Origin of the sequence: Pseudomonas fragi (genome assembly GCF_002269505.1) — a bacterium.
Lineage (GTDB): Bacteria > Pseudomonadota > Gammaproteobacteria > Pseudomonadales > Pseudomonadaceae > Aquipseudomonas > Aquipseudomonas fragi_D.
Genome location: NZ_NQKQ01000007.1, coordinates 111,378 through 130,614 on the forward strand (window position 1 = coordinate 111,378; position 19,237 = coordinate 130,614).

17 protein-coding genes and 1 pseudogene are annotated in these 19,237 nt (G+C 55.4%); 13 read left to right on the forward strand and 5 right to left on the reverse strand.

Annotated features, from left to right (window positions below):
* Positions 1–11: 11 nt before the first annotated feature.
* From CJU81_RS08660 to glmS, 9 genes are all read left to right on the forward strand, one after another.
* Positions 12–482 (forward strand): F0F1 ATP synthase subunit B, encoded by a 471-nt coding sequence (locus CJU81_RS08660; RefSeq protein WP_016782874.1) that lies wholly within the window; start codon positions 12–14, stop codon positions 480–482.
* A 12-nt stretch (positions 483–494) separates the two neighbouring features.
* Entirely contained in the window at positions 495–1,031 is a 537-nt protein-coding gene (locus tag CJU81_RS08665; protein ID WP_095036261.1) for a F0F1 ATP synthase subunit delta, read from the forward strand.
* A 21-nt stretch (positions 1,032–1,052) separates the two neighbouring features.
* A complete protein-coding gene (gene atpA / locus CJU81_RS08670) occupies positions 1,053–2,597 on the forward strand; it encodes a F0F1 ATP synthase subunit alpha (RefSeq protein WP_086799496.1) in 1,545 nt (514 codons plus the stop codon).
* Positions 2,598–2,647: 50 nt separating this feature from the next.
* Positions 2,648–3,508, forward strand: a complete 861-nt coding sequence (gene atpG, locus CJU81_RS08675; RefSeq protein ID WP_003438003.1) for a F0F1 ATP synthase subunit gamma — start codon at positions 2,648–2,650, stop codon at positions 3,506–3,508.
* A gap of 27 nt (positions 3,509–3,535) precedes the next feature.
* A complete protein-coding gene (gene atpD, locus CJU81_RS08680) occupies positions 3,536–4,915 on the forward strand; it encodes a F0F1 ATP synthase subunit beta (protein WP_019828667.1) in 1,380 nt (459 codons plus the stop codon).
* A 56-nt stretch (positions 4,916–4,971) separates the two neighbouring features.
* A complete protein-coding gene (locus CJU81_RS08685; RefSeq protein WP_095027836.1) occupies positions 4,972–5,391 on the forward strand; it encodes a F0F1 ATP synthase subunit epsilon in 420 nt (139 codons plus the stop codon).
* 115 nt (positions 5,392–5,506) lie between these two features.
* Positions 5,507–6,874 (forward strand): bifunctional UDP-N-acetylglucosamine diphosphorylase/glucosamine-1-phosphate N-acetyltransferase GlmU, encoded by a 1,368-nt coding sequence (gene glmU / locus CJU81_RS08690; RefSeq protein WP_095027773.1) that lies wholly within the window; start codon positions 5,507–5,509, stop codon positions 6,872–6,874.
* A gap of 269 nt (positions 6,875–7,143) precedes the next feature.
* Positions 7,144–7,911, forward strand: coding sequence for a DeoR/GlpR family DNA-binding transcription regulator (locus tag CJU81_RS08695; RefSeq protein ID WP_088378585.1), 768 nt, complete (start codon positions 7,144–7,146; stop codon positions 7,909–7,911).
* Between the two features lie 9 nt (positions 7,912–7,920).
* Positions 7,921–9,756 (forward strand): glutamine--fructose-6-phosphate transaminase (isomerizing), encoded by a 1,836-nt coding sequence (gene glmS, locus CJU81_RS08700; protein WP_095036262.1) that lies wholly within the window; start codon positions 7,921–7,923, stop codon positions 9,754–9,756.
* A 207-nt stretch (positions 9,757–9,963) separates the two neighbouring features.
* Here the strand turns inward: glmS and CJU81_RS08705 are convergent, their stop codons facing one another.
* A complete protein-coding gene (locus tag CJU81_RS08705; protein ID WP_095036263.1) occupies positions 9,964–10,926 on the reverse strand; it encodes a bifunctional GNAT family N-acetyltransferase/nucleoside diphosphate kinase regulator in 963 nt (320 codons plus the stop codon).
* Positions 10,927–11,181: 255 nt separating this feature from the next.
* Here CJU81_RS08705 and CJU81_RS08710 point away from each other — a divergent pair, with 255 nt between their 5' ends.
* The 3 genes from CJU81_RS08710 to cfaB all read left to right on the forward strand — a co-directional run bounded on the left by CJU81_RS08710 (position 11,182) and on the right by cfaB (position 15,107).
* Positions 11,182–12,096: a LysR family transcriptional regulator gene (locus tag CJU81_RS08710; protein WP_095036264.1), complete on the forward strand. Its 915-nt coding sequence runs from the start codon at positions 11,182–11,184 to the stop codon at positions 12,094–12,096.
* A gap of 103 nt (positions 12,097–12,199) precedes the next feature.
* Positions 12,200–13,534 (forward strand): serine hydrolase domain-containing protein, encoded by a 1,335-nt coding sequence (locus CJU81_RS08715; protein ID WP_095036265.1) that lies wholly within the window; start codon positions 12,200–12,202, stop codon positions 13,532–13,534.
* A gap of 388 nt (positions 13,535–13,922) precedes the next feature.
* Positions 13,923–15,107: a C17 cyclopropane fatty acid synthase CfaB gene (gene cfaB, locus CJU81_RS08720; RefSeq protein ID WP_095036266.1), complete on the forward strand. Its 1,185-nt coding sequence runs from the start codon at positions 13,923–13,925 to the stop codon at positions 15,105–15,107.
* On the opposite strand, the gene CJU81_RS08725 is transcribed toward cfaB, so the two are convergent.
* On the reverse strand, positions 15,098–15,583 hold the full coding sequence (locus tag CJU81_RS08725) for a hypothetical protein (protein WP_095036267.1): 486 nt from the start codon (positions 15,581–15,583) through the stop codon (positions 15,098–15,100). The two genes, cfaB and CJU81_RS08725, sit on opposite strands and share 10 nt — an antisense overlap.
* A 109-nt stretch (positions 15,584–15,692) precedes the next feature.
* Entirely contained in the window at positions 15,693–17,132 is a 1,440-nt protein-coding gene (gene cls / locus CJU81_RS08730) for a cardiolipin synthase (RefSeq protein ID WP_095036268.1), read from the reverse strand.
* A 134-nt stretch (positions 17,133–17,266) separates the two neighbouring features.
* Between cls and CJU81_RS08735 the strand changes: the two genes are divergently transcribed.
* Positions 17,267–17,785, forward strand: a complete 519-nt coding sequence (locus tag CJU81_RS08735) for a DUF3617 domain-containing protein (RefSeq protein WP_016782904.1) — start codon at positions 17,267–17,269, stop codon at positions 17,783–17,785.
* On the opposite strand, the gene CJU81_RS08740 is transcribed toward CJU81_RS08735, so the two are convergent.
* Entirely contained in the window at positions 17,786–18,346 is a 561-nt protein-coding gene (locus CJU81_RS08740; protein ID WP_095036269.1) for a gamma carbonic anhydrase family protein, read from the reverse strand.
* Positions 18,343–19,234, reverse strand: a pseudogene (locus CJU81_RS08745) (metal ABC transporter substrate-binding protein). Before CJU81_RS08745 ends, CJU81_RS08740 begins: the two are co-directional and overlap by 4 nt.
* Positions 19,235–19,237: the final 3 nt, after the last annotated feature.

The window sequence follows — 19,237 nt, forward strand, 5'->3', positions numbered from 1 at the left end:
GAGGTGTTGGCGTGAACATTAATGCAACCCTGATTGGCCAGTCCGTTGCGTTCTTCATTTTTGTACTGTTTTGCATGAAGTTCGTGTGGCCTCCGGTCATCGCGGCATTGCAAGAACGTCAGAAGAAGATTGCGGCTGGACTGGACGCTGCTAACCGAGCAGCTCGCGACCTGGAGTTGGCCCAAGATAAAGCGGGTCAACAACTGCGCGAAGCTAAGGCTCAAGCAGCTGAAATCATTGAGCAAGCCAAGAAACGCGGTACTCAGATCGTAGACGAAGCCCGTGAACAGGCTCGCGTTGAAGCTGACCGTGTGAAGGCTCAGGCTCAGGCCGAGATCGAACAGGAACTGAACAGCGTTAAAGACGCCCTGCGTGCCCAATTGGGTAGCTTGGCTGTTGAAGGCGCAGAGAAGATCCTGGGTGCCACAATCGATCAAAACGCGCACGCGGAGCTGGTTACTAAACTGGCTGCTGAAATTTAAGCGAGGGCGATCATGGCAGAATTGACCACGTTGGCCCGACCTTACGCTAAGGCAGCCTTCGAGCACGCCCAGGCCCACCAGCAACTGGCCTCTTGGTCAGCCATGCTCGGCCTGGCTGCAGCAGTGTCGCAAGACGACACTATGCAGCGCGTGCTCAAGGCCCCGCGACTGACGAGCGCAGAAAAGGCCGCCACATTTATTGATGTGTGCGGCGACAAGTTCACTGTAGCAGCACAGAACTTCATCAACGTCGTTGCCGAAAACGACCGTCTCCCGCTACTGCCGGAGATCGCCGCTCTGTTTGACCTGTACAAGGCTGAACAAGAGAAGTCGGTAGACGTAGAAGTGACCAGTGCTTTTACATTGAACCAAGAACAGCAAGACAAACTCGCCAAGGTTCTCAGTGCACGACTCAACCGGGAAGTGCGCCTGCAAGTTGCGGAGGATGCCAGCCTTATAGGTGGTGTCATCATCCGCGCCGGCGACCTGGTTATCGATGGCTCGGTTCGCGGAAAACTCGCAAGCCTTGCCGAAGCATTGAAATCTTGAGTTTGAAGGGGCAGCAGAGCAATGCAGCAACTCAATCCTTCCGAAATAAGTGAAATTATCAAGGGCCGCATCGAAAAACTCGATGTGACCTCCCAAGCCCGTAACGAAGGCACTGTCGTCAGCGTATCTGACGGTATTGTGCGGATTCACGGTCTGGCCGACGTAATGTACGGCGAGATGATCGAGTTTCCGGGCAGCGTCTTCGGTATGGCTCTCAACCTTGAGCAAGACTCTGTAGGTGCCGTAGTACTGGGCGCATACACGACTCTGGCTGAAGGCATGAGCGCCAAGTGCACTGGCCGCATCCTGGAAGTTCCGGTTGGTAAGGAACTGCTGGGTCGCGTTGTCGACGCACTGGGTAACCCAGTTGATGGCAAAGGTCCACTGGGCAACACCGAGACTGATGCAGTCGAGAAAGTTGCTCCAGGCGTGATCTGGCGTAAGTCGGTAGACCAGCCTGTACAGACTGGCTACAAGGCTGTCGATGCCATGATCCCTGTCGGCCGTGGCCAGCGTGAGCTGATCATCGGTGACCGTCAGATCGGTAAAACCGCTCTGGCGATCGACGCGATCATCAACCAGAAGAACAGCGGCATTTTCTGTGTATACGTAGCGATCGGTCAGAAGCAATCGACCATCGCCAACGTGGTTCGCAAGCTGGAAGAAAACGGCGCGCTGGCTAACACCATCGTCGTTGCTGCCAGTGCTTCCGAATCCGCAGCGCTGCAGTTCCTGGCACCGTACTCCGGTTGCACCATGGGCGAATACTTCCGCGACCGCGGTGAAGACGCGCTGATCGTTTATGACGATCTGTCCAAGCAAGCAGTGGCTTACCGCCAGATTTCCCTGCTGCTGCGCCGTCCACCAGGCCGTGAAGCTTACCCAGGCGACGTGTTCTATCTCCACTCCCGTCTTCTGGAGCGCGCATCCCGCGTATCCGAAGAATACGTAGAGAAGTTCACCAACGGCGCAGTGACCGGCAAAACCGGTTCCCTGACCGCACTGCCGATCATCGAAACCCAGGCTGGCGACGTTTCCGCGTTCGTTCCGACCAACGTGATTTCCATCACTGACGGTCAGATCTTCCTGGAATCGGCCATGTTCAACTCCGGGATCCGTCCTGCAGTGAACGCCGGTGTTTCGGTATCCCGTGTGGGTGGTGCCGCTCAGACCAAGATCATCAAGAAGCTCTCCGGTGGTATCCGTACCGCTCTGGCTCAGTACCGTGAACTGGCAGCATTTGCCCAGTTCGCTTCTGACCTGGACGAAGCGACCCGTAAGCAACTTGAGCATGGTCAGCGCGTTACCGAGCTGATGAAGCAGAAGCAATACGCACCAATGTCGATCGCTGACATGGCGCTGTCGCTGTATGCCGCTGAGCGTGGGTTCCTGACTGACGTCGAAATCACCAAGGTCGGTAGCTTTGAACAAGCGCTGATTGCTTACTTCAACCGCGATCACGCCGAGCTTATGGCGAAGATCAACGTTAAAGGTGACTTCAATGACGAAATCGACGCTGGCATCAAAGCCGGTATCGAGAAGTTCAAGGCCACCCAAACCTGGTAAGCCGCAGCGGGAGCCGCAAGGCTCCCGCTTGCTAACCTGATAGGTGTTACATGGCAGGCGCAAAAGAGATTCGCAGTAAGATTGCGAGCATCAAAAGCACGCAAAAGATTACCAGCGCCATGGAAAAAGTGGCGGTCAGCAAAATGCGCAAGGCACAAATGCGCATGGCTGCTAGCCGTCCTTATGCGGAGCGTATCCGCCAGGTTATTGGGCATTTGGCCAACGCCAACCCGGAATACCGCCACCCGTTCATGATCGACCGCGAAGTTAAGCGTGTGGGTTATGTGGTTGTGAGCAGTGACCGTGGTTTGTGTGGTGGTTTGAATACCAACCTGTTCAAGGCTTTGGTCAAGGACATGGCGGTAAACCGTGAAAACGGCGTCGAGATTGATCTGTGCGTGGTCGGCAGCAAAGGTGCGGCATTTTTCCGTAACTTCGGCGGTAACGTCGTCGCTGCTATCAGCCATCTGGGTGAAGAACCGTCGATCAATGATTTGATCGGCAGCGTTAAGGTGATGCTGGATGCTTACCTGGAAGGCCGTATTGACCGCCTGTCCGTGGTATCCAACAAGTTCATCAACACCATGACGCAACAGCCTACTGTGGAGCAATTGATTCCACTGGTGGCGACCCCGGATCAAGAACTCAAGCACCACTGGGACTATCTCTACGAACCGGATGCCAAAGAGCTGCTAGACGGCTTGATGGTGCGTTACGTGGAGTCGCAGGTGTACCAGGCGGTGGTCGAGAACAGTGCAGCTGAACAAGCTGCGCGGATGATCGCAATGAAGAACGCCACTGATAACGCCGGTGACTTGATCAGCGATTTGCAGCTGATCTACAACAAGGCGCGTCAGGCTGCGATCACCCAAGAGATCTCGGAAATCGTCGGCGGCGCTGCCGCGGTTTAACGGTTCAAATATTCAGAGGATCCAGCTATGAGTAGCGGACGTATCGTTCAAATCATCGGCGCCGTGATCGACGTGGAATTTCCACGCGAAAACGTACCGAGCATCTACAACGCGCTGAAAGTACAAAGCGCGGCCGGAACCACTCTGGAAGTTCAGCAACAGCTGGGCGACGGCGTGGTTCGTACCATTGCGATGGGTTCCACCGAGGGCTTGAAGCGCGGTCTGGAAGTCACCGACACTGGCGCAGCCATCTCCGTTCCAGTCGGTAAAGCGACTCTGGGCCGGATCATGGACGTTCTGGGCAACCCGATCGACGAAGCTGGCCCGATTGACACCGAAGAGCGTTGGGGCATTCACCGCCCGGCGCCGTCCTTCGCTGAGCAAGCTGGCGGCAACGACCTGCTGGAAACCGGCATCAAGGTTATCGACCTGATCTGCCCGTTTGCAAAAGGCGGTAAGGTTGGTCTGTTCGGTGGTGCCGGTGTAGGCAAAACCGTAAACATGATGGAACTGATCCGTAACATCGCCATGGAACACAGCGGTTACTCTGTGTTTGCTGGTGTGGGCGAGCGTACCCGTGAGGGTAACGACTTCTACCACGAGATGAAGGATTCCAGCGTACTGGACAAAGTGGCACTGGTTTACGGTCAGATGAACGAGCCGCCGGGTAACCGTCTGCGCGTAGCACTGACTGGCCTGACCATGGCCGAGAAGTTCCGTGACGAAGGTAACGACGTACTGTTGTTCGTTGACAACATCTACCGTTACACCTTGGCCGGTACTGAAGTATCCGCACTGCTGGGCCGTATGCCTTCGGCAGTAGGTTACCAGCCGACTCTGGCTGAAGAGATGGGTACTCTGCAAGAGCGCATCACTTCTACCAAGAACGGTTCGATCACTTCGATCCAAGCGGTATACGTACCTGCGGATGACTTGACTGACCCGTCGCCTGCGACCACGTTTGCCCACTTGGACGCTACCGTCGTTCTGTCCCGTGACATCGCTTCCCTGGGTATCTACCCAGCAGTAGATCCACTGGATTCGACTTCGCGCCAGCTGGACCCGAACGTAATCGGCCAGGAACACTACGACACCGCTCGCGGCGTTCAGTACGTGTTGCAGCGTTACAAAGAACTGAAGGACATCATTGCGATCCTGGGTATGGACGAGCTGTCGGAAACCGACAAGCAGTTGGTATCCCGCGCTCGTAAGATCCAGCGTTTCTTGTCTCAGCCGTTCTTCGTGGCAGAGGTCTTCACTGGCGCTTCGGGTAAATACGTTTCCCTGAAAGACACCATTGCTGGCTTCAAAGGCATCCTCAACGGTGACTACGACCACCTGCCAGAACAAGCGTTCTACATGGTCGGCGGCATCGAAGAAGCGATCGAGAAAGCCAAGAAACTGTAATTCCGGCGCCCGGCAACGGGCGCTAATCAGGTTGAGGCAATCAGATGGCTAATATGATGACAGTCCATTGCGATATCGTCAGTGCGGAAGGAGAAATCTTTTCCGGTCAGGTCGAGATGGTGATTGCGCACGGCAGCCTGGGTGATCTTGGTATCGCTCTGGGTCACGCTCCGCTGATCACTGAACTCAAGCCAGGTCCGATCCGCCTGATCAAATTGGGCGGTGAAGCCGAGGTGTTTTACATCTCCGGTGGTTACCTCGAGGTTCAGCCGAACATGGTCAAGGTTCTTGCCGACACCGTGCAACGTGCTGCCGACCTGGATGAAGCCTCCGCTCAGGAAGCCGTAAAGGCTGCCGAGAAGGCACTGAACGAAAAAGGCGCAGATTTCGATTACGGATCTGCTGCTGCACGTCTGGCCGAAGCCGCAGCTCAGCTGCGCACCGTCCAGCAAATCCGCAAGAAGTTCGGCGGCTAAGCCTCCTGTCTTATTGTGTGATTGATTAAAAAGGGTAGCCTCGGCTACCCTTTTTCTTTTTCCGCGAAATACTTTTTGGTCGCAACCGCTGACCACCCAGGATTGGTAGCCAGTCATGTCTCTCGATATCGTTATTCTCGCCGCAGGTCAGGGCACCCGCATGCGTTCCGCCCTGCCCAAGGTTCTGCACCCCGTGGCAGGCAACTCCATGCTCGGCCATGTTATCCACAGCGCTCGTCAGCTTGAGCCGAACCGCATTCACGTCGTCATCGGTCACGGTGCCGAACTGGTGCGTGAACGCCTGGCCGCTGACGACCTGAATTTTGTGCTGCAAGACAAGCAACTGGGTACCGGTCATGCCGTGGCTCAGGCACTGCCATTTTTGACCGCAGAAAATGTGCTGATCCTGTACGGCGATGTACCGCTGATCGAGGTCGAGACCCTGCAGCGTCTGCTCAAGCAAGTTGGCCCCGAGCAACTGGGCCTGCTGACCGTCAACCTGGCCGACCCGACTGGCTATGGCCGTATCGTGCGTGACGCCGACGGCAAGGTATGCGCGATTGTTGAGCACAAGGACGCAACCGAAGCCGAACGTGCAATCACTGAAGGCAACACCGGCATCCTCGCTTTGCCGACCCGCCGCCTGGCTGACTGGATGAGCCGTCTGTCGAACAACAACGCACAGGGCGAGTACTACCTGACCGACGTAATCGCTATGGCGGTCAGCGATGGTTTGGTCGTGGCCACCGAGCATGCGCTGGACCCGATGGAAGTGCAGGGCGCCAACGACCGTAAACAGCTTAGTGAGCTGGAGCGTCATTACCAGTTGCGCGAAGCCCGTCGTCTAATGGCATTGGGTGTGACCTTGCGTGACCCGGCGCGTTTCGATGTGCGCGGTGAAGTGACCGTTGGTCGTGATGTGCTGATCGATATCAACGTGATTCTTGAAGGCCGTGTGGTTATTGAAGATGACGTAGTCATTGGCCCTAACTGTGTGATCAAGGACAGCACCCTGCGCAAAGGTGTGGTGGTCAAGGCCAACAGCCATATCGACGGCGCCGTGATGGGTGAAAACAGTGATGCGGGTCCTTTCGCGCGTTTGCGTCCGGGTAGCGTGCTGGATGCCCGTGCCCATGTGGGTAACTTTGTCGAATTGAAAAACGCCCACCTCGGTGAAGATGCCAAGTGCGGCCACCTGACTTACCTGGGGGATGCCGAGGTCGGTCCCCGTACCAATATTGGCGCGGGCACCATCACCTGCAACTACGATGGCGCCAACAAGTGGAAGACTGTATTGGGTGCCGATGTGTTTATCGGGTCCAACAACTCGCTGGTGGCGCCTGTGGATATCTCTAGCGGTGCAACCACCGCAGCCGGCTCAACCATCAGCCAGGATGTTGCCCCGCAACAATTGGCCGTTGGTCGTGCGCGCCAGCGCAATATTGATGGATGGAAGCGCCCGGTCAAGCAGCCAAAGCCTTGATTTAGAGTTATCCACAAGCAGAAGGTAACGATTTACGGTTATTAACAAGTCATCCTATAACTGTTTTAAATCAATAAGTTACCTAAAGCCTTATCCGCTCCCTGTGGATAAGGCTTTATTTTTTGCGGGGCTAAATAAGCGTATTGGCCAATGAACACAGGCCTATATCGAGTTATTCACAGAAAATAACCCGCAACATTTTCTTGACGAAGGTTTCGAGATACGGTTTCATTGCTTTCGTTATCTTTCGAAACGAAACTTAAGCCGTTATGTCCAAACGTAATACGCCACAACGCAGACACAACATCCTGGCCATGCTTGCTGAGCAGGGCGAAGTCAGTGTGGATGAACTGGCCAAGCGCTTCGAGACCTCCGAGGTTACGATTCGCAAGGATTTGGCTGCACTCGAAAGTAACGGGCTGTTATTACGTCGTTATGGCGGTGCCATCACCATGCCGCAAGAACTGGTCAGTGATGTACCGCAGCCTGTCTCTCTTTATAAGCAAGCCATCGCCCGTGCGGCAGTGGGTCTGATTAAAGAGCACGCACGCATCATCATCGACAGTGGCAGCACCACAGCCTCGATGATTCCACAACTGGGCCTGCAACCTGGCCTGGTGGTGATGACCAACTCCCTGCACGTCGCCAATGCACTCAGCGAACTGGAACATGAGCCTGTATTGCTGATGACCGGGGGCACCTGGGATCCGCACTCCGAGTCCTTTCAGGGACAGGTTGCCGAACAGGTGTTGCGCTCATACGACTTCGATCAACTGTTCATCGGTGCTGACGGCATAGACCTGCAGCGCGGCACGACAACTTTTAACGAGTTGTTGGGTCTGAGCCGGGTCATGGCTGACGTTGCGCGTGAAGTGATCGTGATGGTCGAGTCGGACAAGATTGGTCGCAAAATACCCAACCTGGAACTGCCCTGGAGCAGCGTCCATACCCTTATTACCGATGATCGCCTGCCCCTTGAGGCGCGCGAACAGATTCAGGCCCGAGGCATAACACTGTTATGCGCGGCCCTAAGCTAGGAGAACTTTATGTGTGGGATCGTTGGCGCAGTCGCTGAACGTAATATCACGGCCATTCTGCTGGAAGGCCTGAAACGTCTTGAATACCGTGGTTACGACAGCGCAGGTGTTGCTGTCTTCACCAACAATGGCACCCTGGAGCGCATGCGCCGCAACGGTAAGGTTGCCGAGCTGGAGCAAGCCCTGGCCGGTGAACCCCTGGCCGGTCGCCTGGGTATTGCCCACACCCGTTGGGCAACTCACGGTGCGCCTTGCGAGCGTAACGCCCACCCGCACTTTTCGGGCTCCGATCTGGCTGTTGTGCACAACGGCATCATCGAAAACCATGAAGCCCTGCGTGAGCAACTCAAAGGCCTGGGCTACGCATTCACCTCGGATACCGACACCGAAGTCATTGCTCACCTGCTCAACCACAAACTCAAGGATCACAACGACCTGACTGCGGCCCTCAAGGCCACCGTGAAAGAATTGCACGGTGCCTACGGTCTGGCCGTGATCAGCGCCAAACAACCGGATCGTCTGGTTGCAGCCCGCAGCGGCAGCCCGTTGGTGATCGGCCTGGGTCTGGGGGAAAACTTCCTGGCCTCCGACCAATTGGCACTGCGTCAGGTCACTGACCGTTTCATGTACCTGGAAGAAGGCGATATCGCTGAAATCCATCGTGACAGCGTACAGATCTGGGACGTAAACGGTCAGAGCGTTCAGCGCGAAGCCGTGCAGTACAGCGATGGCGCAGAAGCGGCCGACAAGGGCGAATACCGCCACTACATGCTCAAGGAAATCCACGAGCAACCAGCAGTCGTGCAGCGCACCCTGGAAAACCGTCTGGGTCAGGACCATGTACTGGTTCAAGCCTTCGGTCCACAGGCGAAGGAATTGTTCGCCAAGGTTCGCAATGTTCAGATCGTTGCCTGTGGTACCAGCTACCACGCAGGCATGGTTGCCCGTTACTGGCTCGAAAGCCTGGCCGGTATTCCGTGCCAGGTTGAAGTGGCCAGTGAGTTCCGCTATCGCAAAGTTGTGGTGCAACCGGACACCCTGTTTGTTTCGATCTCGCAATCGGGCGAAACCGCTGACACTTTGGCAGCACTGCGCAATGCAAAAGAATTGGGCTTCCTCGGTAGCCTGGCGATTTGCAACGTAGGTATCAGCTCCTTGGTTCGTGAGTCTGATCTGACGCTGCTGACCCAAGCCGGTCGCGAAATCGGTGTCGCTTCTACCAAGGCATTCACCACCCAGCTGGTAGGCCTGTTGCTGCTGACCCTGTCCCTGGGTCAAGTGCGCGGCACCCTGGAAGAGGGCGTTGAAGCGCAGCTCGTTGAAGAGCTGCGCCGTTTGCCAGCGCGTCTGGGTGAAGCCCTGGCGATGGATTCGGTGGTCGAAAAAGTAGCTGAGTTGTTTGCCGATAAACACCACACCCTGTTCCTGGGTCGTGGCGCTCAATTCCCGGTAGCAATGGAAGGCGCACTCAAGCTCAAAGAAATTTCGTACATCCACGCTGAAGCGTATCCAGCGGGCGAGTTGAAGCACGGCCCTCTGGCACTTGTGGATAACGATATGCCGGTAGTGACCGTTGCTCCGAACAATGAGCTGTTGGAGAAACTTAAATCCAACCTGCAAGAAGTTCGTGCTCGCGGTGGCGAATTGATTGTGTTTGCCGATGAACAGGCAGGCATGAGCAATGGCGAAGGCACCCATGTGATCAACATGCCGCATATCCATGATGTGCTGGCACCGATCCTCTACACCATCCCGCTGCAATTGCTGTCGTACTACGTGGCCGTGCTTAAAGGCACTGACGTAGACCAGCCGCGTAACCTGGCTAAATCCGTGACTGTGGAATAAATCGCAGCTGCGGCATTAAGTAGCGGTTTTAGAGAATTAAAACTGTCGCAAATGAAGGGAGCCACTGACTGGCTCCCTTCGTCGACAGATCCCCTTCTTCCAGGTTGCATGTCCAACACCCTACGGACACTTTCAGATGCTCCTGCAGATTCAACCTGATGAGTCGTGAATCGTCCCTGATTGACGAGCACTGAACGAAAGACTCAATTACAGGTGGAAATGGCCCGCAGCCTCCGGCTGGTAAAGCACTTTCCTGATCTCAATCCGGCGGGTCCTGTCAGATATTCGCCAGTCAATGGAATCCCCCTCCTGATAGCCGAGGATGGCAGCGCCGATGTCGGAATACACGGAATGCTTCCCTGCGTTGCTGTCCTCATCTTCAGGGTAGACCAGAGCCACTTCGATCTCTTCGTCGTCCAGCTGCAGCAAGGCCCTGGAGTTCATCGTGACGACATTGCACGCCACCTGCTGCGGCTTGACGACAATGGCACGCTCAAGTTCATGTTCGAGCTCAACAACAGTCGGACCTTGCTCGAGAGCGATTAGACTCTCGAGCCTGGCCTTGTCGATTTCAGTGATGTAGATCCTGGCGGAGTCGCCAACGGTGCCTTCGCGCAAAAACTGGAGATAGCGCCCTGCCGTCATGGAAAACGACTTCAATGTCGGCGTTTCGCTCTCAAGCACAAAGCCGCTGCGCACAAAGGCTTTCAGCGAGCGCGCGTTGTCCGGGTGGATTTTGGCGATGAGTTTCTTGGCCCGCATGTCGAGGAAAGCCAGTTTCATGCCTTCGCGGATCGTACGGGCGCCAAGGTTTCGGCCCCATTTGTCGCTGTCTCCGATGGCCAGGACAATCTCGCAATCTGAGTCGGTCTTGATGAGACGGACAAAGCCCACCGGATCGTCATACCGGTCATAGGCCATGAAGAATCGGCCGCCCTGGTTGAACAGATGGGTCAGGATTGGTAATTGGGTTCGATCAATGGCTTGCTCGATTGAGCGGGAGACATGACGTGAATCGCTCAGATAACAGGTGACGCGCTCATCCTCCAACCAGTCCATCAACGTCAACGCATGCGCCCGAGTAATTTCAGGGCACAGCGAAATGAAAGGCTTGTTCATCTTCACCACACTTATTTTCAAGGGATGAAAGCCCTTCATGGCTTCGGCCATGACGGTTCTTTCGGCAACCGGCTATTTTAAGACATAACGCGAGTAATGCCGAACAGTCCGGAGCGTTTGAGGAAACCATCGTTTTGCCCCTTGATCCGCCACAGATTCTCCCTGCAAGCGGCTCCATCAACAGTATGTGAATTCCTTGTGATTACTGGGAGCAACAGTTTTAATTCTCTAAATTCAGCACTGACTCGGCCCGCTCTGCGGGCCGAGTGGTTTCAGGTCTGTGGATAACTTCAGCAAGGAGCTGGCATGCTGTACACCAATGCACTGAAACAATTGGATATGCAGGATATTTCGATTGTTTTGTTATTGATCGAAAACCGTAGTGCCAAGCGTGTTGCAGAAATGTTGAATCTCAGTCAGTCGAGCATTAGCTACAGCCTGAAAAAACTTCGGCATTGTTTCGACGACAAACTTTTCGAAAACAGTGACGGCGCCATGCAACCCACGACACGGGTGCTGGCGATCAAGCCTTATCTGCAAAACATCATGCAGTGCATTAACCAGTGCGCTAAAGAAGGGGCAGAGCAGGGCTCCGTGCTGCGTCAGTGGAACATTACTGCCCCTGAGTATTTTGAAATCCTCATGTTGCCCACCCTGCTGCAGCAAGTACGTGCAACAGGGCGCAATTGGTCGTTGAGTGTGAGCCGACTGGGCAAGGATTTGCCGATCAATCAGCTGCTGTCCTCGGACACTGACGTCTGCTTTGGTTTCGGTCCGGGTTATCACCAGCAGCATCCGTTGCTGGGCTATCGCAGTCTCAATGAAGATTCTTTTATGTGCCTGTCCAGCGTGCCTAAACATCAGCCAAAATCTTTTTTGGATATTGATGATTTTTGCGATGCGCAGCACGTATTTCCAACTCCTTGGCTGTCGGAAAAAAACATGGTGGATGGCTGGCTGGAGAAACAGTCTCGGCATAGAAATATTTTTACCCGGGCCAATTCTTATCACGCCGGGGTCAATATTTTATTGGCAGTACCCGCACTGATCGTGATCCCGAAAAAAATAGTGGCGACACTGAATGTGCCACCAACCCTAAAAGTGCTCGAACCACCTGCGGGTTTTCCGACTTTTACTCTGGACATGATCTGGAGCCGAGAAAGAAATATCCACAGCGACTTTCATCAGCTGGAAGCGGTGATTGAAAAAATAAAAACATGAAATAAACACGGCCGCTCAACCTGTGGGCGTCGGGGTGGGCTATACATTTCCACTGTTTCTATCGCAAAGTGGTGTGCGGCCTTGAACTGAAAAGGAAAATTCGATGTTTAAACACTTTCTAAAACCGGCGCGTGTCAGCGCGGTTTTTTTGCTGTCTTGCCTGGCCGCTTCCATTGCCTGTGCCTCTGAAAAAACCTCTTACCCGGATGCTGCTGCCAGCGACCCGGCGAAGATGGGCTGGATGGTCGGCGCGCCGCCGCCTCCTGATCGTATTGTGCGTTTTGCTGACGGCAGTTATTTCCAGTTTCCGGCCATGCGCTGGAGTGTCTCCAACTTTCGCCAATTAATGCCCACCACCAATGTGTCCCGTGGCCTGGGTGCTCCCGTACCGCTGGCCCGGGCCCTGCGCACGGATATCGACGGGTTGACCTTCGTGCCACTGGGCAGCAAGCAGCCGATGACTTGGGAACAGTCACTGGCAGCCAATTACACGGATGGCATCGTCGTACTGCATCGCGGAAAAATTATTTACGAGCGCTACTTTGGTGTCCTGAATCCTGAAGGCCAGCACGGTGCAATGTCGATGACCAAGTCGGTGGTTGGCACCATGGGCGCGATGCTGGTGGCTGATGGCACACTGGATGCCAATAAAAAAATTGCAGAGTATGTGCCGGAGCTGGCCAAGTCGGCTTTTGGCAACGCCACTTTGCGCCAGGTGCTGGACATGACCACGGGGCTCAAATACAGCGAAGATTATGCCGACCCCAATGCTGAAGTCTGGAAGCATGCACAGGCCGGTAATCCGCTGCCCAAACCCAAGGACTACACCGGCCCGCAAAGTTATATGGAATATTTGCAGACGGTCGAACCTGAGGGGGAGCACGGCGAGGCCTTCGCCTATAAAACCGTGAACACCGATGTGCTGGGGTGGGTGATTGCGCGGGCGACAGGGCGCAACGTCGCGCAATTGCTCTCGGAAAAAATCTGGCAACGTATCGGCGCTGAACAATCGGCGTATTTCACCGTCGATTCCATCGGCACTCCGTTTGCGGGCGGCGGTTTGAATACCGGGCTACGGGACATGGCCCGTTTTGGCGAGATGATCCGTAACAATGGCCAGTATCTTGGGCAGCAAATCGTACCCAAGGCGGTTGTGGATGACATTCGCGGTGGCGGCGATAAAGCAGCCTTCGCAAAAGCCGGTTACGACCTGCTCAAGGGCGCCAGTTACCGCGACATGTGGTGGGTGACGCACAACGCTGATGGTGCCTTTATGGCTCGCGGTGTTTACGGCCAACGTACCTACATCGATCCGAAAGCCGAAATGGTCATCGTGCGTTACGCCTCCAACCCGATTGCCAGTAACTCGGCGAATGATCCGGTGACCATCCCGGCCTTTGAGGCCCTGGCGAAACAGTTGATCAGCCACCCGGACTGACTACCGCAAAAAACTGTTGCTGGCATTGCCCATCCATTTGTGGGAGCGGGCTAGCCCGCGATGGCATCCCTGCGATTTAACAGACCGACCGCAGTGTCTGCATCGCAGGCAAGCCAGCCCCCCACAGTTAGTGCGGTGCCCACTAAATCTGCAATTACCCCCCGCAGCTCTTGTGGGGGCTGGCTTTCCCTCGATGGTCATTTCTGGGCTGGCTGTTACTCGCAGATAGCGTAAAGCCCGAAGCCCGGCAGGGGTTGAGGTCTGCGTGAAAGTGATTCGGACAAATGGTCGCGTCCGCTCTAGCGTCTACCTCTTGTCCGTGAAACTGACAGTTTTGGTTATTCGTCTAACCTATAGTTTTGATATCTGAAATGAAGGAGGAACAAAGATGCTCGCGCAACTTCCACCGGCCTTACAGAAACTTCAACTTCCATTACGGCTAAGGCTCTGGGACGGACACGAGTTCAATTTCGGCCCGACGCCCAGCGTCACAATCGTGGTCAAGGACCCGACCCTGGTGTCTCAATTCACCCACCCCAGCCTCGACTTGCTGGGCAGCGCTTTCGTTGAGGGCCGGCTTGAGCTGGAAGGCTCTATCAGCGAAGCGATCCGGGTCTGCGATGAACTGAGCCAGGCGCTGGTGGACGATGATGAAAACACCCCGCCACCCCGGGTCTATCACGACAAGGCGACCGACGCCGAATCCATCTCTTATCACTACGACCTGTCCAACGACTTCTATCAGCTGTGGCTCGACCACGACATGGCCTATTCCTGCGGTTATTTTGAAACCGGGGAAGAGAGCCTGGACGAAGCCCAGCAAGCCAAGTTTCGTCTGCTGTGCCGCAAGCTGCGACTCAAGCCCGGCGAATACTTGCTGGATGTTGGCTGCGGTTGGGGCGGGCTGGCGCGGTTTGCCGCACGTGAATATGGGGTCAAGGTGTTCGGGATTACCCTGAGCAAGGAACAACTCAAACTTGCCCGTGAGCGCGTTAACGCTGAAGGCCTGCAAGACAAGGTTGACCTGCAACTGCTTGATTATCGCGACTTGCCGCAGGATGGACGGTTCGACAAGATCGTCAGCGTCGGGATGTTTGAACACGTCGGCCATGCCAACCTGCGCGAATATTGCGAAATCCTCTCCAGGGCCGTACGCGAGGGCGGGCTTGTGATGAACCACGGGATAACGTCCAAGCACACCGATGGTCGTCAGGTTGGCCGGGGTGCGGGGGACTTTATCGATCGTTATGTGTTTCCCAATGGTGAGCTGCCGCATCTGTCGATGATGACAGCCGAAATCAGCGAGGCCGGGTTGGAAGTGGTCGATGTTGAAAGCCTGCGTCTGCATTACGCGCGCACGCTGGAACATTGGAGCCAGCGCCTGGAGAACAAGCTGGACGCTGCTGCCAAGCAAGTGCCGGAGCAGGCTCTACGGATCTGGCGTTTGTATCTGGCGGGTTGTGCCTACGCCTTTGCCCATGGCTGGATCAACATCGACCAGATTCTGGCGACCAAGCCCCATGCCGATGGCTCGCTGGAACTGCCACCGACCCGGGCGGATATTTATCGCTGAGTGTGGTTTTCCCAAGTGATGGGCAGGGGGTCTTGTTGGGTATTGATGTCCAGAACAAAGCGCCCGTCCTGGAGGCCAATGTTTTGATCGACCTGGGCCAGGGCTTTTTGCTCGAACGTCAGTGAGTTCTTGTTGAACACAAGATCGTGGCGGGCAACATTGCCGCCCCAGTCCGGTGAGGGGAGGGAGATGTAACTGATGCGGTAGTGGTCGTCAGTGAAATCTCCCTCCACCACATACACCCCGTAGTGGTTCTCGCCAGGTGAGATGATTTTGTAGAGACCATTGTCGTAGTAGTACAGCACCGCTTCTTCAAAGGGTTTTTCGCTGTACATCTTCTTGTAGTGCAGCCGGTGGATAAACGTTGGCTGGCCCACTTCTACGCTGATTAGCGGCGGGGAGTGAGGTGTGACCCTGGCTTGAGCTGAAGCCAGTGTGCTGATGCTGAAGAGCACGCCCATTAGCGATAATCGCATTTTTTTTATTCCTTACGCTGAACGGCCCGGGTTATTCCGGGCCGTTCAGTTTATGGAAACCTGCTTGGTGCTTTGCCTGCTCCGAGAAATTTAGATCCTTCCTACAAGCTTATAAAACTGGCGAAACCAGACGGGCCACTCGCATACCTAGCTGCTGCAAGCGGTGTGTGGCCTTGATATCCGCTTCGGTAATTTCACGGGCCAGGGCGAAGTCATCGAGCAACATGTGCTCGACCTGCCGGGCGAAGTCTTCATCGACCGTCAGCAGCATGACTTCAAAGTTAAGACGGAACGAACGGTTGTCCATATTGGCGCTGCCAATAGCGCTGATCTCATCATCAACCAACACTACTTTCTGGTGCACAAAGCCGGGTTGATAGCGGAAGATTCGCACGCCTGCGCGCACCGCTTCGAAGGCATACAGACTGGATGCGGCATACACAATTTTATGGTCCGGGCGAGACGGAATCAGGATGCGTACATCCACACCGCGCAGCACGGCGAGCCTGAGCGCGGAGAACACCGCTTCGTCAGGCACAAAATAGGGGCTGGTAATCCATACCCTGTGATTGGCTGCATGGATGGCCTCAACGAAAAACAGCGAGCAGGTTTCGTATGGATCTGCCGGGCCGCTGGCCAGGAACTGGCAAAGTACGCCACCGTCCGGGTAGCTCTGTGGCAGAAGCAGGGGAGGCAGTTTACGGGCGGCCCAGAACCAGTCTTCGGCAAAGGACTCCTGCAGGCAGGCGACTACAGGGCCGGTAACCTCTACATGAGTATCACGCCACGGCGACAGTGGCGGCTTGGCTCCAAGGTACTCGTCACCTACGTTGTGCCCGCCGACAAAACCGCGCACGCCATCCACAACTACCACTTTGCGATGGTTACGGAAGTTGACCTGGAAACGACTGATCCAGCCGCCACGGGTGGCAAACGCATAAGTTTGCACACCACCTGCGCGTAAGGTCTCGGCATAAACTTTTGGTAAGGCATGGCTGCCGATGCTGTCATACAGCAGATGCACCGCGACGCCTTGCGCGGCTTTTTCGAGCAGGAGTGCGTGCAGCTTCATGCCCAGGTCATCGTCGTGGATGATAAAAAACTGCACCAGCACCACCTCCTTGGCTGAGCGAATGGCATCGAAAATGGCGTCAAATGTCGCCGTGCCATTGATCAACAGGCGCACGCTGTTGTTGGCCAGGCATGGCATGCGGCCTAGCCTGGGCATTGCGCGCAGCGAGGCGTAGGCTTTTGAATTGCGTGCGGCCAGGGCTTCCTCGACCCATGGCCGCCAGCTCAGATGGGTGATGGCTTCACGCATTTCCTGGTTGGCATCGCGTCGGGCGCGAATGTAGTCGTCAAAAGTACTGCGGCCAAAGATCAGATACGGGATCAGCGTGAAGTAAGGAATAAAGAACAGCGACATGGCCCAGGCAATCGAGCCCTGCGCAGTCCTGACCGTAAGCACTGCATGCACGGCGGCAATCAGGCCTAAGCTGTGGATTAATAAAATCAGATAACCAAGTACGTGCGGGCCTAGATAATCCATGCGTATCCTTACTCCAAAATGTCTAATGCCAGTACTAACAGACCATGATCTGTTATGAATGTCCTATTTGTTTGCGGGCGCAACACTTGCCCTTTTTTGACGTCTAACGCTGACAATCGCGTAGGAGTTGCTTGATGAATGTTCGTCTGCTTGGGCTGTTCATGGCCTGTGGTTTGTCGATTCCTGTGGCTCAGGCCCAGATGCTGCAACCGGGGCTTTGGGAACTCAGCTCCAGCAATATGCAGGTAGATGGCCAACAGCTGCCTGAACTGCAGGTAATGTTAGGCCAATTACAGAATATGCTGACCCCGGAACAAAAAGCCCAACTGGAAAGCCAGGGGCTGACCATGGCGGGTAAAGGTGTGCGGGTGTGCCTGACGCCCGAGCAAGTGAAGTCAGACAACATTCCACTGACCGATCCCAAGTCGGGATGTAACCAGCAGATCACTGAGCGTAGTGGAAATCAGTGGAAGTTTCGCTTTAGTTGTCCAAAAGCCCAGGGCGCAGGTGTGGCAACGTTTGCCAGTGATCGTGAATTCACCACCCAAGTAAATGGCACCTTTAATGCGACCGGGATTCAGCAGAAGGGCAGCATGGATACCCGTGCTGTGTGGTTGGGACAAAACTGTGGAACAGTTAAACCGCGTACCTGATCAGAACTCGTTTTGCAGCGCTTTATAGCCGCGCACCAAATCCACATTGGTGCGCGCTACATCCTCTGAAAATTCCGATGCGCTGACACTGACCGGCGCAAACTGGCTCAGATCCGTGTTTGGTCCGATACGGGTAGTGGACGGCACATAGAAGTTAGCCGGCAGGTCGCGGCCATCGACGACCGAGTTATGCCGCACCACGCAGCCGTCACCCAGCTCGCAATTGAACAGCACACTGTTGAAGCCGATAAACACTCGATCGCCCACACGGCATGGCCCGTGAACAATGGAGCGGTGCGCAATCGAGGTGCTTTCGCCGATGGTGACCGCTGCGCCCGACTTTGAATGAATGACCACGCCGTCCTGGATATTTGAATTGGCGCCGATGCTGATCGGTTGCATGCCGCCGTCCTGGTCAACTTCATCAGCGCGGATCACCGCGTAGGGGCCGACAAATACGTTTTCGCCGATCACCACTTTGCCGCAGATGATGGCTGTTCTGTCGACATAAGCGGACTCGGCGATTTGCGGTAAATCACCTGATGGATTTTTTCGGATCATGGTGTGCTCAGCGCGTTGTGCAGAGTGTTGAGGTTGTACTCGAACAGGCCAAGAAAAGTACTGGCCGGACCTTCACTTGCTAGGGCATCGGAGTACAGCGTGCCACCGATCTGTGCGCCGCTTTCATCGGCAATTTGCTGCAGCAGGCGCGAGTCTTTGATGTTCTCCATAAACACGGCTTTGACCTTGTCGGCCCGTATCTGGCGAATCAGCGAAGCGACTTCAGCGGCCGAAGGTTCGCGCTCAGTGGACAAGCCCTGAGGAGCCATAAAGGCGATGCCATATGCCTGGCCCAAATACCCGAACGCATCATGGGAGGTCACGATACGGCGATTGCCGGCGGGCAGGTTGCCCAGCTTTGCTTTGGCTTCTGCTTGCAGCCGATCCAGTTCTTTCAGATAAGTCGCGCGGTTGCGGTTGAAGTCTGCTTCGTCGGCCGGATCAGCCTTGATCAGCGCTTGGGTAATGTTATTCACATACAGTTTGGCGTTCGTCAGGTTGTGCCAGGCGTGAGGGTCGGGGATGGTTTCGCCATCTTCCTCCATCGTGTGTGCGGCCACTCCGTGACTGGCCGTGACGATAGCACCAGGGGTTTCGGTACTGGTCACCAGGCGGTCTAGCCAAGGCTCGAACCCCAAGCCATTTTTGATAATGACCTTGGCATTGAGCAACGCCTTGGCATCGTCCGGGGTAGGTTCGTAGGTATGAGCATCTTCATCAGGACCGACCAAAGCACTGACCTGAATATGCTCGCCGCCGATGGCCCGGGTCATGTCGCCCGAGGATACTGAAGCTGGCAACCACAGGTATTTTTGCTGTTTGAGCCGCAACGCAAAGCGATGACCCCATCGCCAGACACACACTGAAAATCACGGGTAGAGCACGCATCGT